Origin of the sequence: Palleronia salina (assembly GCF_900141995.1) — a bacterium.
Classification (GTDB): Bacteria; Pseudomonadota; Alphaproteobacteria; order Rhodobacterales; family Rhodobacteraceae; genus Palleronia; species Palleronia salina.
In genome coordinates, this window is the sequence record NZ_FQZA01000010.1 from 66272 (window position 1) to 79125 (window position 12854).

14 protein-coding genes are annotated in these 12854 nt (G+C 67.7%); 6 read left to right on the forward strand and 8 right to left on the reverse strand.

Going from position 1 to position 12854, the window contains the following annotated elements; genetic code table 11:
* The first annotated feature begins 33 nt into the window (after window positions 1-33).
* From pcaD to BUB76_RS13475, 3 genes are all read left to right on the forward strand, one after another.
* Window positions 34-822 (forward strand): 3-oxoadipate enol-lactonase, encoded by a 789-nt coding sequence (gene pcaD, locus BUB76_RS13465; RefSeq protein WP_073129316.1) that lies wholly within the window; start codon window positions 34-36, stop codon window positions 820-822.
* Window positions 815-1522: an alpha/beta fold hydrolase gene (locus BUB76_RS13470; RefSeq protein ID WP_073129317.1), complete on the forward strand. Its 708-nt coding sequence runs from the start codon at window positions 815-817 to the stop codon at window positions 1520-1522. Before pcaD ends, BUB76_RS13470 begins: the two co-directional genes overlap by 8 nt.
* A gap of 65 nt (window positions 1523-1587) precedes the next feature.
* Complete coding sequence (locus BUB76_RS13475; protein WP_073129318.1) at window positions 1588-2796, forward strand: TCR/Tet family MFS transporter; 1209 nt, start codon at window positions 1588-1590, stop codon at window positions 2794-2796.
* A gap of 33 nt (window positions 2797-2829) precedes the next feature.
* On the opposite strand, the gene BUB76_RS13480 is transcribed toward BUB76_RS13475, so the two are convergent.
* A complete protein-coding gene (locus BUB76_RS13480; RefSeq protein WP_214607542.1) occupies window positions 2830-3816 on the reverse strand; it encodes a LacI family DNA-binding transcriptional regulator in 987 nt (328 codons plus the stop codon).
* Between the two features lie 179 nt (window positions 3817-3995).
* Here BUB76_RS13480 and BUB76_RS13485 point away from each other — a divergent pair, with 179 nt between their 5' ends.
* The 3 genes from BUB76_RS13485 to BUB76_RS13495 are packed head-to-tail and all read left to right on the forward strand — an operon-like array spanning window position 3996 to window position 5659.
* Window positions 3996-4325: an alpha-L-rhamnosidase N-terminal domain-containing protein gene (locus BUB76_RS13485; RefSeq protein WP_073129319.1), complete on the forward strand. Its 330-nt coding sequence runs from the start codon at window positions 3996-3998 to the stop codon at window positions 4323-4325.
* Window positions 4326-4357: 32 nt separating this feature from the next.
* The gene (locus tag BUB76_RS13490) at window positions 4358-4669 is read left to right on the forward strand and encodes an ABC transporter permease subunit (protein ID WP_236737922.1); all 312 of its coding nucleotides are present in this window, start codon (window positions 4358-4360) and stop codon (window positions 4667-4669) included.
* 6 nt (window positions 4670-4675) lie between these two features.
* On the forward strand, window positions 4676-5659 hold the full coding sequence (locus BUB76_RS13495) for an ABC transporter ATP-binding protein (RefSeq protein WP_073129320.1): 984 nt from the start codon (window positions 4676-4678) through the stop codon (window positions 5657-5659).
* A 56-nt stretch (window positions 5660-5715) separates the two neighbouring features.
* Here the strand turns inward: BUB76_RS13495 and BUB76_RS13500 are convergent, their stop codons facing one another.
* From BUB76_RS13500 to BUB76_RS13530, 7 genes are all read right to left on the reverse strand, one after another.
* Window positions 5716-7080, reverse strand: a complete 1365-nt coding sequence (locus tag BUB76_RS13500) for an FGGY-family carbohydrate kinase (protein ID WP_073129321.1) — start codon at window positions 7078-7080, stop codon at window positions 5716-5718.
* Window positions 7077-7394, reverse strand: coding sequence for an L-rhamnose mutarotase (rhaM, locus tag BUB76_RS13505; RefSeq protein WP_073129322.1), 318 nt, complete (start codon window positions 7392-7394; stop codon window positions 7077-7079). The genes BUB76_RS13500 and rhaM overlap by 4 nt, the downstream gene beginning before the upstream one ends.
* The gene (locus BUB76_RS13510; protein ID WP_073129323.1) at window positions 7391-8398 is read right to left on the reverse strand and encodes an ABC transporter permease; all 1008 of its coding nucleotides are present in this window, start codon (window positions 8396-8398) and stop codon (window positions 7391-7393) included. The genes rhaM and BUB76_RS13510 overlap by 4 nt, the downstream gene beginning before the upstream one ends.
* Window positions 8395-9369: an ABC transporter permease gene (locus BUB76_RS13515; protein ID WP_073129324.1), complete on the reverse strand. Its 975-nt coding sequence runs from the start codon at window positions 9367-9369 to the stop codon at window positions 8395-8397. Before BUB76_RS13515 ends, BUB76_RS13510 begins: the two co-directional genes overlap by 4 nt.
* Complete coding sequence (locus tag BUB76_RS13520) at window positions 9366-10886, reverse strand: sugar ABC transporter ATP-binding protein (RefSeq protein ID WP_073129325.1); 1521 nt, start codon at window positions 10884-10886, stop codon at window positions 9366-9368. The genes BUB76_RS13515 and BUB76_RS13520 overlap by 4 nt, the downstream gene beginning before the upstream one ends.
* Before the next feature lie 74 nt (window positions 10887-10960).
* Window positions 10961-11956, reverse strand: a complete 996-nt coding sequence (rhaS, locus tag BUB76_RS13525; RefSeq protein WP_073129326.1) for a rhamnose ABC transporter substrate-binding protein — start codon at window positions 11954-11956, stop codon at window positions 10961-10963.
* A gap of 21 nt (window positions 11957-11977) precedes the next feature.
* Window positions 11978-12784 carry a DeoR/GlpR family DNA-binding transcription regulator gene (locus BUB76_RS13530; protein ID WP_073129327.1) on the reverse strand — a complete coding sequence of 269 codons (807 nt, stop codon included), beginning with the start codon at window positions 12782-12784 and terminating at the stop codon, window positions 11978-11980.
* Window positions 12785-12854 lie beyond the last annotated feature (70 nt).

Genomic DNA, 12854 nt, shown 5'->3' on the forward strand with positions numbered 1-12854 from the left:
GACCTTATCCGACAATCGCAAAGGATACGTTCCATGCCCATCGCGAAACTCGACGGCTTCCATGTCCACTACGAGGACACCGGCAAAGCCGATGGCCCGGCCATCGTCTTCGCCAATTCGCTGGGCACCGATATGCGGCTGTGGGACGCGATCCTGCCCATGATGCCGCAAGGCGCGCGGATCATCCGCTATGACAAGCGCGGCCACGGGCTCAGCGACTGCCCGAAGATGCCCTACACCATGGGGCAGCTGGTCACCGACCTCGAACGGCTGCTGGATCACCTTGAGGTGCGCGATTGCCTGCTGGTCGGGCTCAGCATCGGCGGGATGATCGCGCAAGGCCTGGCGGTCAAGCGGCCGGACCAGGTGCGCGCCATGGTTCTTTCGAACACCGCGGCCAAGATCGGCACGCGCGAGATCTGGCAGGACCGCATCGACACACTGAAGATGGGCGGAGTCGAGGCGCTGGCCGACGCGGTGATGCAGCGCTGGTTCTCGGACGCCTTCCGCGCCACCCCCGAGGTGATGAAATGGCGCCACCTGCTGACCCGGACGCCGGCCGACGGGTATGGCGGCTGCTCGGCCGCGATCTCGCACACCGATTTCTACACCCCCACCGCGTCGCTGCGCCTGCCCACGCTGGGCATCGCGGGCTCCGAGGACGACAGTACGCCGCCGGACCTGGTGCGCGAGACGGTGGGCCTGATCCCCGGGTCGCAGTTTCACCTGATCCGCGGCGCGGGCCACCTGCCCTGCGTGGAAAAGCCCGAGGAATACGCCCGCGTGCTCAACGACTTCATCGCGGCGACCGGCCATGTCTGAACTGCTGTTGATCCACGGCTCGTGCCACGGCGCGTGGTGCTGGCGGGATACGCTGGCCGAACTGGAGGCCCTGGGCCAACCGGCACGCGCCATCGACCTGCCCGGCCACGGCGCGGACCGCACGCCCCCCGCCGACGTGACGCTGGACACCTACGCGGCGCGGATCGTCGAGACCATCGACACGCCGGTGACGCTGGTCGGCCACTCCATGGGAGGCTTCCCGATCACCGCCGCCGCGCTGGCCGCACCGGACAAGATCGCGCGGCTCGTCTACCTGTGCGCCTACGTGCCCACGCCGGGGCGCAGCCTGTCGCAGATGCGCGGCGACTGGCCCGACCAGCCCCTGGTGCCCCATATCCGCCGCGCCGAGGACGGTGCCAGCTTCACCTTCGACCCCGACCGGGTCGAGACGCTGTTCTACCACGACTGCCCGCCGGGCACGGTCGACTTCGCCCGCGCGCACCTGACCCCGCAGCCCACCGCGCCGCAGGCGACCGCCCTGCCCAGCCTGCCCGACGTGCCCCGCATCTATATCGTCTGCGACGACGACCGGGCGATCCCCGCCGGGTTCCAGCGCCAGATGGCCGCCGATTTCCCCGATGGCGAGGTTCAGACCATGGCGATGGCCCATTCGCCGTTCTTCGCCGCGCCCGGTGATCTGGCGCGACGCTTGGCCGCGCTGGCGGGGCGCGCGGATTGACAGTCGTACCGCCCGAGGGCCAAGAGGCGCGCGACCGGACGGACCCGGTCGCAACCGGAGCGCCCATGGACAGCCGCCTGCCACTGACCTTCATCATGATCACCCTGGTGATCGACGCGATGGGGATCGGTCTTGTCCTTCCGGTGATGCCGGACCTGATCGAGGACGTGTCGGGCGGGAACCTCGCCCAGGCCGCGATCTGGGGCGGGATCCTGTCCACGTCCTTCGCGGTGATGCAGTTCCTGTTCGGGCCGCTGCTGGGCACGCTCTCCGACCGTTTCGGCCGCCGCCCGGTCCTTCTGGTGTCGCTTCTGGTGATGAGCCTCGATTACCTGGTGATCGCGCTGGCGGGCAGCATCTGGATCCTTCTCGCGGGTCGCATCGTGGGCGGCATCGCGGCCAGCACCCAGTCGACGGCCACGGCCTTCGTCGCGGACATTTCGACGCCCGAGCAGAAGGCCGCCCGGTTCGGCATGGTGGGGGCGTCCTTCGGCGTGGGCTTCGTGCTGGGGCCGCTGATCGGGGGCCTTCTGGCCGAGTACGGAACGCGCGCGCCGTTCTACATGGCCAGCGCGCTGGCGGCGCTGAACCTGGTCTTCGGGTATTTCATCCTTCCCGAAACGGTGACCGACCGCATCCGCCGCCCGTTCGCCTGGGCCCGGGCCAACCCGCTGGGCGCGCTGCTGGATCTGGGCCGCACGCCGGGGGTCAGCCGGCTGGTGCTGATGTTCTTCCTCTACCAGGTGGCGTTCTTCGTCTACCCGGCGATCTGGGCCTATTTCGCCAAGGCGCGCTTCGGCTGGGATCCGCAAATGGTCGGCGTCTCGCTGGCGATGTTCGGCATTTCGCTGGCGATCGTGCAGGGCTTCCTGATCCGCTTCGTGCTCCGCTGGCTGGGCGACCGGGGCACGGTGATCTACGGGCTGGCCTTCAACACCTGCGCCTTCATCGCGCTGGCCTTCGTGGCCAACGGGACCATCGCGCTGATCCTGACGCCGCTGACGGCGCTGGGGGCCGTGGTCACGCCCGCGCTGCAGGGGCTGATGAGCCGCGCCATCCCCGACAACAGCCAGGGCGGTTTGCAGGGCCTTCTGACCAGCGCGGGGGCGCTGGCCATGATCGTGTCGCCGCTGCTGATGACGCAGGTCTTCTGGGTCGCAACCGCCGACAGCACGCCCTTCTACCTGCCGGGCGCGCCGTTCCTGGTCTCCATGACGTTGATGTTCGCCTGCGCCTGGGTGTTCCTGGGCCGCGACCGGACGGCCAGCGCCTGAGCCACCCAACGGCGCTGACCCTGCCCAGGCGCCCTAGCCGCTGGTGCGCAGGACCAGCTTGGGCGGGATCAGGATGTGCCGCCCCTTCGATCCCCGTTCGACCCGGGCCAGCAGCGTTTCGGCCGCCTTGCGCCCGACCTCGATCCCCTGCTGGTCGATCGAGCTGAGGCTCACCGGCATCAGCCGCGCAAGGCTGGAATTGTCGTAGCCCACCACGGCGAAATCCTCGGGCACGCGCAGGCCGCGGGCCCGCGCCTCGGTGATGAGGGGGACGCCGTGAATGTCGCTCCAGCTGAAGACGGCGCCGGGACGTGGCAGGGCGTCGAGCAGGGCCGAGAATTCGGCCGGGTCGTCGCCCGTTTCGCTGCGGGATTCCACAACGCGGGCGCGGTCCGAGAGGCCGGCCGCCTGCATGGCGGCGTAGTATCCCGCCTCGCGCCGGTCGCCGACCTCGTGGCCGCCCACCCGGCGCGGCGCGCAGAGCATCCAGATGTCCCGGAACCCGCGCCGCACCAGCTGCTCGACGGCCATGGTCGCGCCGCGTTCGTCGTCGCTGTTGACGGTGTCGAAGGACGCGGCGTCCGGCTCGTGGTGACCGATCAGCACGGTCGGCATCTGGCGCGCGTAATCTTCGAGTTCGCCCGAGGGCAGACGCGGTGCGACCATGATCACGCCATCCATGCGCATGTCGATCATGGCATCGATCAGCGATTTCTCGATCACCGTCTCGGCCCCGCCGAACGAGATCATCATCCGCTTGCCCGCTGCGTTCAGCCCCGCCTTGATCCCCTCGGTCAGGTCCGCAAGGAACGGGTTGCGCATGTCGATCAGCAGAACGCCGAACGTGTCGGTCTGGCCGCGCATGCCCCGCGCGGCAAAGCTCGGGCGGTAGCCCAGGCGCTCGACCGACCGCATGACGCGGGTGCGCATGTCGTCGCTCACGCCGTAGGCGTTGTTCAGCACCTTCGACACCGCGGCGACCGACACGCCGGCATCCCGCGCAACCGTCTTGATCGTCACCCGCGGCGGTCGCGAGATATCGTGCTCGACGCTGATGGGCCCACCCCCTTCTCCTGCCTCGAACACTGTTTATCACATCCGGGCTTGCGAGGAAGCCGAATCTGTGTATCGTTATCTGTAGAACGTTGCACAAGGCGGTGGAGACACACCGCACGGGCAAACCGGGAGGAGATTCACGCATGAACGTGCAAGCCACCACCGCCCCCATGGCGATCGCGTCCGATCGGGACTGGAGCGCGCAGATGATCGCGCCCGACAGCGATTCGGGCCAAGGGGGACAGGCGCCGTTCGTCGCGACCCGCTTCGATGCCAAGGCACTGTCCGCGCCGGTTCTGCACGTCTCGGCCCATGGTCTCTACGAGGTTCGGCTGAACGGGCAGCGGGTCGGCACCGCCCGGCTGACGCCCGGCTGGACCTGTTACGAGGATCGTGTCGCATACCAGAGCAATGACGTCTCGGACCTGCTGGTCGACGGCGAGAACCGGATCGAGATCTGGCTGGGCGACTGACCATCCCGCGCGAGCTGGACGAGGCCGCCATCATCGACGGCGCGAAGCCGTGGCAGGTCTTCTTCAAGGTCGTCCTGCCGCTTCTGAAGCCCGTCACACTGACGGTGGTGGTGGTGCAGTCGATCACCATCTTCAACGACTTCACCCACCCGCTCTATTACCTGCCGGGGCGCGAGAACATCACGGTGCAGCTGACGCTCTACAACTTCTCTAGCCAGTTCCTGAGCCAGATGAACCTGCTGTTCATGAACATCCTGATGATCACCATCCCGCCCTTCTTCGTCTTCGTTTTCTTCAACCGCCAGATCGTCGCCGGCATGACCTCCGGCGCGGTCAAAGGATAGGAACCCATGTCCCGAGTAGAGCTTAAAGACCTGCGCAAGAGCTTCGGTGGTGTCGAGGTCATCCACGGCATCGACCTCGAGATCGAGCAAGGCGAGTTTTGCGTCTTCGTCGGCCCCTCGGGCTGCGGCAAGTCCGCCCTGCTGCGCATGATCTCGGGCCTCGAGGTGCACACGTCCGGCGTGATCGAGATCGGGGGCCGCGACGTCTCGGCCGCCGAGCCGTCCGAGCGGGGCATCGCCATGGTGTTCCAGAATTACGCGCTCTACCCGCATCTGTCGGTGCGCGAGAATATCGGGTTCGGCCTGTCGCTGGCCAAGACCCCGAAGGACGAGATCGCCCGCAAGGTCGACGAGGTGGCGGGCATCCTGCAGCTCGAAGATTACCTGGACCGCAAGCCCAAGGAATTGTCGGGCGGCCAGCGCCAGCGCGTCGCCATCGGCCGCGCCATCGTGCGCGACCCGGACGTGTTCCTGTTCGACGAGCCGCTGTCGAACCTGGACGCCGCCCTGCGCGCACAGATGCGCATCAAGCTGACCGAACTGCACGACCGGCTGGGCGCCACCATGATCTACGTCACCCACGACCAGGTCGAGGCGATGACCATGGCCGACAAGATCGTGGTCCTGAACGGCGGGCGGATCGAACAGGTCGGCACGCCCATGGACCTTTACGAACGTCCCGCGACGCCCTTCGTCGCGGGCTTCATCGGGTCCCCGAAGATGAACCTGTTCGAGGGCGAGGTCGCCAAGGCCAAGGGCTGCAAGGTCTACGGCATCCGCCCCGAACACGTGACGGTCAGCGAGGTCGGGGGCGAATGGTCCGGCACCGTGCGCCACGTCGAGCGCCTTGGCGCCGACACGATCCTGCATGTCGAGACCGAAGAGGTCGGCCCGCTGCTGGCCCGGATCGACGGCAGCCGCAGGATCGACCAGGGTCAGCGCGTCACGATCAGCCCCGACCCCGAGCGCGAGTTCCGCTACGGCGCCTGAGCGCGATCCGCGTCGGGGCGGACGCCTTCCGGTTTCCGGAAATCAAGTTGGAGTGTTCAGTCGGCAGCCAGCCGGGCGCGCCACGCATCCGCGTAGGCGCGCAAGGCCTCGGCATCCTCGACGGGGACCGGCGCGCCGTCCGCGGCCCGCGCGGAGTCGTCGAACAGCATCGCCGCGCCGGTGGCGGTGCCCGTGGCCGAGCCGGACGCCTCGACCCCATCGGGGCGCAGGGCGGCCAGCATCTGCAAGTAATCCGCGTTGCGCGCGAACGGCCCCTCGACCACCGTCGGACCGGCCGCGCCCACCAGTTCGAGACAGGTGTCGGTCATCAGCGCCAGATACCACGAGATCGCGAGCATTCTCTGCCCGTCCGTGGCGGGCGGATCGCTGAACCCGCCCGTGCGCTCCGGGAACGGGCCGCTTCCGGGTTCGAGCGACGGCAGCAGGAACAGCCCGCGCAGGACCGCCGCGCGGTCGTCCGCGGTGGGCGTCGCCGCGCATCCTTCACGCGCGATCTCGTATTCCCGTCCGCCCATGAACCGCGCCGAGGGCACCGGCCCGCCGCGCGCGTCGACATTCACCAGCGTGTCGCGCGCGGCTTCCATCGCGCCGGGCGCCCCGCCCACCGCCATGGCGATGACCCAGGTGCCCGTCGACACGACCGAGAACGGCGCCGCCCGCCCGACGAGATGGGGGAAAAGCGAGGCGTTGCTGTCGTGGATGCCCACCGCCACCGGTGTACCCGCCGCGATGCCGGTGCGCGCCGCGATCTCGTCCGCGAGCCCGCCCAGCACCTCCGACGGCTTTCGCGGGGGCGCGAGCTTGTCCGACAGACCGAGCCGCGCGACCAGCGACGACGGCACGCCGTCCCACGGGTTCCAAAGATCGGTGTGGCAGCCCAGCGAGCTGACATCGCAGGCCATCTCCCCGGTCAGCCGGTAGCCCCAGTACTGCGGATAGGTCAGGACGTGCGCGACCCGGTCGCGCAGCCCAGGATCGGCCTGGAACATCCAATGCAACTGCGCCCCCAGGTTCAGCCCCATGGACAGGCGCGGGCTGCCGGTCTCGGCGAAATCGGGCCGGATCGCGTCGTAGGCGGACGCCACGGAATCCGGCCCGTCGTGTTCGTAGTCCAGCATCGGCGCGGCGAGCGCCCCGTCCGCGTCCAGCAGCACCGCCGACGCGCCATGGGTGGTGACCGAGACGGCGTCGATCCCGTGCTCGGCCTGCATCGTGGCCAGCCCGTCGAGCAGGAAGGTCCAGTGCCCCTCGAGGTCGAATTGCGGCCAGGGCGGCGCGTGGACCACGGCGTTCGGCCGGGTGCGCACGGAGATCTCGGCCAGCGTTTCGCCATCGACCAGCGCCAGCTTCGCGTTGGTCTTGCCGATGTCGATGACGGCGATGCGGCGCGGTCGGGTCACGGCAGGTGGAACACCGTCTCGAGGTCCCGCGCGTAGGGCGACGCGTCCGCGTTCGTCACCATGATATCGGCCATGTGGTCCCACCATTTGCGCATCACCGGGTGGTCGGGAAGCGTATCCATGCCGTGATCCCCGGTCCGCCAGAGCACCGCGAACAGCGTCGATGTCTCGCGGTCCAGGTGGATCGAGTAGTCGCTGACGCCCGCCTCGCGCAGCAGCTCGGACAGCTCGGGCCAGATGGCGTCGTGGCGGCGGCGATACTCGGCCTCCTGCCCCGGGATCAGCTTCATGATGAAGGCGTGTTTCTCGCTCATGAGGTGCGTCCCTTGCGGATCAGCAGGATCAGCCGCGGCAGGGCGATGACGGCGATCAGCAATGCGCCGGTGAAGATCGACATGACGATGCCCGGCACGTTCAGCAGGCCCAGCCCGAAGGTCACCATGCCGATGATCAGCGCCGCGATGACGACGCCCAGGATCGACCCCGCCCCGCCCAGAATCGACACGCCGCCAAGCACGACCATGGTCACGATCTCAAGCTCCCACGCGAAGGCGATGGAGGGGCGGGTGGAGCCGAGCCGCGCCGTCAGGCACACCGCCGCGACGCCCGACATGACGCCGGTGAGCAGGAACAGGATCATCTTCACCCGCGCCACCCGGATGCCCGAGAAGGTGGCGGCGGTGGCGTTGTTGCCGATGGCGTAGACCTGCCGCCCGAAATTGGTGAAATGCAGCAACCCGCCGTAGATCAGGGCGAACAGGGCGAAGAGCGTCAGCTCGAACGAGATCACCCAGAAGACGTAGCCACGCCCGAAGAAGGCGAAATCGTCGGGATAGTCGCCATAGGCCTGGTCGCCCAGGATGATGTAGCTGATGCCCCGGAACAGGCTCATGGTGCCGATGGTCACCACGATCGACGGCAGGCCCAGCCGCGTCACGAGAACGCCGTTGAACGCCCCGCAGACCACGCCCACGGCCAGGCCGATCAGGACCAGCCCGGGCGTGCCCATGCCGTATTGCGCGGCGAACCCCATGGCGGTCGAGGCAAGCGCGATGATCCCCGCGACGCTCAGGTCGATCTCGCCCGAGATGATGAGCAGCGCCATGGCGAAACCGATCATCGCCTTCTCGGTGAAGGCCAAGGTCGCGTCGCTCAGGTTCCACGGGTTCAGGAAATAAGGGCTGGCCTGCGTGTTCGCGAGGAAGATCAGGATCGCGATCCCCGCCAGCAGCACTTCCCAGCTTTTCAGGATGCGCGACGGTCGGCTCGACAGCCGGTCGGGCAACCGGCGCGGCTTGGTTCCCTCTGCGATGCTCATGCCTTGGCCTCCGCCGATTTCAGGATCACGCGCCCGGTCTCTCGCCGAGTGTTGAAGGCCACCGCGATGATGATCGCGGCGCCGGAAATCGCCATCTGCCAGAAGGGCGAGATGCCCGCGACCGGCAGCGCGTTCTTGATCGTGCCCAGGAACAGGGCCCCAAGCACGGCGCCCAGCACCGTGCCCGAGCCGCCCATGATCGCGATGCCGCCCACGACGCAGGCCGCCACGATGTCAAGCTCGAAGCCCCCCGCCACGTCGGTGTAGGCCACCGCGTAGCGCGACACCCAGAGATAGCCGCACAGCCCCGCAAGGCCGCCCGCGATCACGAAGGCCCAGAACCGCGTCTTGCCGACATCGATGCCGGTATAGACCGCAGCACCCGGGTTGCCGCCCGCCGCGTAGAAGGCGCGGCCCAGCGCGGTGCGGTTCACGCCGATGGCGAAGGCCGCGATCACGGCAAGGCAGATCCAGCTCATCACCGGCAGCGACAGGAACTCGGCCCGCGGAAAGGCCTTGTAGGCCGCGCTCATCTCGTGGCTGTTCACCCATTCGCCGCCCGAGACGACGAAGATGATGCCGCGGTAGATGGTGAGCGTGCCGAGGGTCACCACGATGGGCGGAATCTCGAGCTTCCAGACCAGGATGCCGTTGAACGCGCCCATGACAAGGCCCAGCCCCATCGCGATGGCCAGCAGAACGACCACTGGCAGGCCCGGCATGCTGGCGTTCAGCATGGCCGTCACCATGCCCGTCAGAGCGAGGTTCGACGCCTGCGACAGGTCGATGCAGCGCGTCAGGATCACCAATGTCTGCCCCAGCGCCAGGATGATGAGGATCGAGGTGTCGTTGAACACGTCGGCCAGGTTGCCCGGCGCCGCGAAGCCCGAGAAGCGCATCTCGACCACGAGGATAAGCGCGATCAGCGCGCCCAGCAGGATCGCCTCGCGCGATTTCAGAAACCCGGTCATGCCGCTTCCCCTTCGTAGCCTGCGGCCGCGCGGACCAGCGTTTCGGGCGTCAGGCCGTCGCGGTCGTGTTCGCTGACCATCAGCCCGTCACGCATCACGATCACCCGGTCCGACATGCCCAGGATCTCGGGGATCTCCGAGCTGACCATGATGACCGACAGCCCCTTGGCGGCCAGTTCGGCCATGAATTCGTGAACCGCCGCCTTGCTGCCCACGTCGATGCCCTTGGTCGGCTCATCCAGGATGATGACGGCGGGCTGGGTCGCCAGCCACTTGGCGATCACCACCTTCTGCTGGTTGCCGCCCGACAGGTTGCCCACGTTCTGGTCCAGCGCCGAGGCGCGCAGGTCCAGCCGCTCGGTATACTTGCGGGCCAGCGCGAACTCCTCGGCCATGCGCACGAACCCGGCCTTCGACGTGGTCCCGAGCGATGGCAGCGTCACGTTCTGGAAGATCGGCATGGCGCCGATGGCCCCCTGCTTGCCGCGATCTTCGGGCACGTAGACGATCCCGTTGGCGATGGCGTCGGCGGGCGCGCGGATGCGAAGCGTCTCGCCGTTCAGCCGAACCTGCCCGCGCGACGGTCGCGTGACGCCGAACAGCGCCTGCATGACCTCGGACCGGCCCGCGCCGACAAGGCCGTAAAGCCCCAGGATCTCGCCGCGCCGCAAGGTGAACGAGATGCCGTCGAACTCGGTCGGGTGGGCGAAATCCTCGACGCGCAGCACCTCGTCGCCGGGCTTGTGCTCGCGGGTGGGGAAGATCGCGTCCATGGACCGGCCCACCATCTTCTCGACCAGCTTGTCCTCGGTGGTGTCCGCGATCATGCCGGCATCCACCATCTCGCCGTCGCGGAAAACGGTGTAGCGGTCGGCGATGCGGAAGACCTCGTCGAACTTGTGCGAGATGAACAGGATCGCCTTGCCCTCGCCCTTCAGCCGCTCGACCAGGTCGTAAAGCTCCTCGATCTCGGCCTGCGACAGCGAGGCCGTCGGCTCGTCCATGATGACCACGCGCGCGTCCACCGACAGCGCGCGGGCGATGGCGACCAGGTGCTTCGATCCGATGCCCAGGTCGCCCAGCAAGGTCCTGGGGTCGATGCGCGCGCCGATGCGGTCGAGGATCGCGGCCGCGTCCTCGCGCATCCGGGCCCAGTCGATCAGCCCGAAACGGCCGCGGGGTGCGTGGCCCAGGAAGATGTTCTCGGCCACCGAAAGCTCGTCGAAAAGGACGGTTTCCTGGTGGATCGCCGTGATGCCGGCCTCGGTCGCGGCGGTCGCGCTGGGAAACCGCACCGGGTCGCCGTCCACCACGATTTGCCCCTCGTCGGGCTGGTAGATGCCGGTGAGGATCTTCACCAGCGTCGACTTGCCCGCGCCGTTCTCGCCGATCAGCGCGGTGACCTGGCCGGGGTAGAGCGCCAGTTCGACCTGCGACAGGGCGGTGACGCCCGGGAACGTCTTGGTCACGCCCGACAGGCGCAGCACCGGCGTGGCGGTGGTCTCGGTATCCTTCATCGCGGCGGTTCTCCGACGGTAGAAAAAGGGCCCGGCCGAGCGGGTCGGCCGGGCCTGTCACGACGGGGCGTCGATCAGAAGACTTCCTTGAACTCGTCGATGTTCGAGGCGTCGTAGGTGAAGGGCTCGCTCATCGCGGCGGTGGTGTTCTCGTCCAGCGTGACGGTGCCCATCCGGCCCATGTCGATCTCGGCGCCGGGCTCGGCCGTCGCCTCGCCGGTCGCCAGGTTGTAGGCGATGGTCGCGGCCGCGTAGCCCAGGTCGACCGGGTTCCAGATCGCGAAGCTTTCCGATGCGCCGCTCTCGATGGCGCCGGCCATCTCGGACGGAAGGCCCAGGCCGGTGACGTTCACCTCGCCCACCTTGCCCGCGTCCTGCACCGCTTGCGCGGCGGCGACGATGCCCACCGACGTCGGCGCGATGATCGCGTCGAGATCGGGATAGGATTGCAGCAGGCCCTGCGTCTCGCGGTAGGACTTGTCGGCCAGGTCGTCACCGTAGACGTTCGCGACCACCTCGATGTCCGGATACTGGTCCATCACCGACTCCATCTCGGCGATCCAGGCGTTCTGGTTCGTCGAGGTCGAGGTCGCCGACAGCACGGCGACCTGCCCGCCATCGGGCATGTGATCGGCGGCCAGCTTGATGATGGTCTTGCCGATCAGCTCGTCCGAGGACGGGGCGAGGTGCATCTGCCGCCCCTCGGGCGCGACGCCCGAATCCCACGAGATCACGGTGATGCCGCGCTGCATCGCACGCTCGAGCGCGGGAACCAGCGCGTCGGGGTCGTTGGTCGAGACGGCGATGGCGTCGACCTGCTGGGCGATCAGGCTGTTGATGACCTCGATCTGGCCTTCGGCGGTGGTGCTGGTGGGGCCGGTATAGATGATCTCGACATTGCCGATCTCTTCCGCGGCTTCCTCGGCGCCGCGGGCGGCCGCCTCGAAGAACCCGTTGCCCAGCGACTTGGCCACCAGCGCGATACGCGTGTTGTCCTGCGCCAAGGCCGTGGTCCCCATGAGACCGGCAAACAACCCGGTTGCGAGGGCGATATTCTTGGTAATGCTCATACTTTCCTCCCTGAGCGATGGTTAAACTGCCTGGGGCTGCGCCTCCTCCGCGCGGCCCGGGGTGGCAACGATCAGATTGACGCCCGCCGCCTCGACATAGGCGGCGTCGGCATCCTCGATCCGGTCGTCGGTGATAAGGGTCGTGAGACGGTCCAACGGACACAGGATCAGGCTGGACCGGTTCTTGAATTTCGACGAATCGACCAGCAGCACCGCCTCTTCGGCCTGGCCGATCAGTTTGGTCTCGGCCTGGATGATCAGCGGGTCCTGCTCCATCACGCCCAGCTTCGACACGCCCTGCGCGCCGAGGAACATACGCTTGGCCGCGAAATTGCGGGTGATGTCGTTCTCGAAGGGCGACAGGACGATGTTCTGTTCGCGGTAAATCGTGCCGCCCGGCATCATCACGGTGTTCTTGGACTGCTTCAGCAGGTGCTCGGCGATGGGAAACGAGTTCGTCAGGACAAGGCAGCGCCGGTTGGACAGCGGATGCACCATCTGGAACGTGGTCGTCCCGCCGTTGATGATGATCGCGTCACCGTCGTCGCACAGCTCGACCGCCGCCTGCGCGATGGCCCGCTTCTCGGCGACGGCGCGGGTGGCGTTGGTCTCGAACGGGCGCCCCGAGAGCCCCACGAACTGCGGCGGCGCAAGGCTTTCGACCCCGCCGCGCACCCGGCGCACCTTCTTTTGCATGTGAAGCGTGGCGATGTCGCGGCGCACGGTCGCCTCGGAGGCATCGGTCAGTTCGCACAGCTCGGCCACGGTCGCGACAGGCCTGGCCTGCACAGCCGACAGGATGACACGATGGCGCTCGCTTTCGATCATTCCGAACCTCCCATTGCTCGCAAGATCGAAAGAAAACCGCTCACTGTCAATCATATTATGTCACGAAAGC

Coding starts and splice junctions, on each gene's coding strand:
- BUB76_RS13520 (WP_073129325.1), bottom strand. CDS start 10,886: ATGAAGGATACCGAGACCACCGCCACGCCGGTGCTGCGCCTGTCGGGC.
- BUB76_RS13485 (WP_073129319.1), top strand. CDS start 3,996: ATGAACGTGCAAGCCACCACCGCCCCCATGGCGATCGCGTCCGATCGG.
- BUB76_RS13515 (WP_073129324.1), bottom strand. CDS start 9,369: ATGACCGGGTTTCTGAAATCGCGCGAGGCGATCCTGCTGGGCGCGCTG.
- rhaS (WP_073129326.1), bottom strand. CDS start 11,956: ATGAGCATTACCAAGAATATCGCCCTCGCAACCGGGTTGTTTGCCGGT.
- BUB76_RS13495 (WP_073129320.1), top strand. CDS start 4,676: ATGTCCCGAGTAGAGCTTAAAGACCTGCGCAAGAGCTTCGGTGGTGTC.
- BUB76_RS13510 (WP_073129323.1), bottom strand. CDS start 8,398: ATGAGCATCGCAGAGGGAACCAAGCCGCGCCGGTTGCCCGACCGGCTG.
- BUB76_RS13475 (WP_073129318.1), top strand. CDS start 1,588: ATGGACAGCCGCCTGCCACTGACCTTCATCATGATCACCCTGGTGATC.
- BUB76_RS13530 (WP_073129327.1), bottom strand. CDS start 12,784: ATGATCGAAAGCGAGCGCCATCGTGTCATCCTGTCGGCTGTGCAGGCC.
- pcaD (WP_073129316.1), top strand. CDS start 34: ATGCCCATCGCGAAACTCGACGGCTTCCATGTCCACTACGAGGACACC.
- BUB76_RS13470 (WP_073129317.1), top strand. CDS start 815: ATGTCTGAACTGCTGTTGATCCACGGCTCGTGCCACGGCGCGTGGTGC.
- rhaM (WP_073129322.1), bottom strand. CDS start 7,394: ATGAGCGAGAAACACGCCTTCATCATGAAGCTGATCCCGGGGCAGGAG.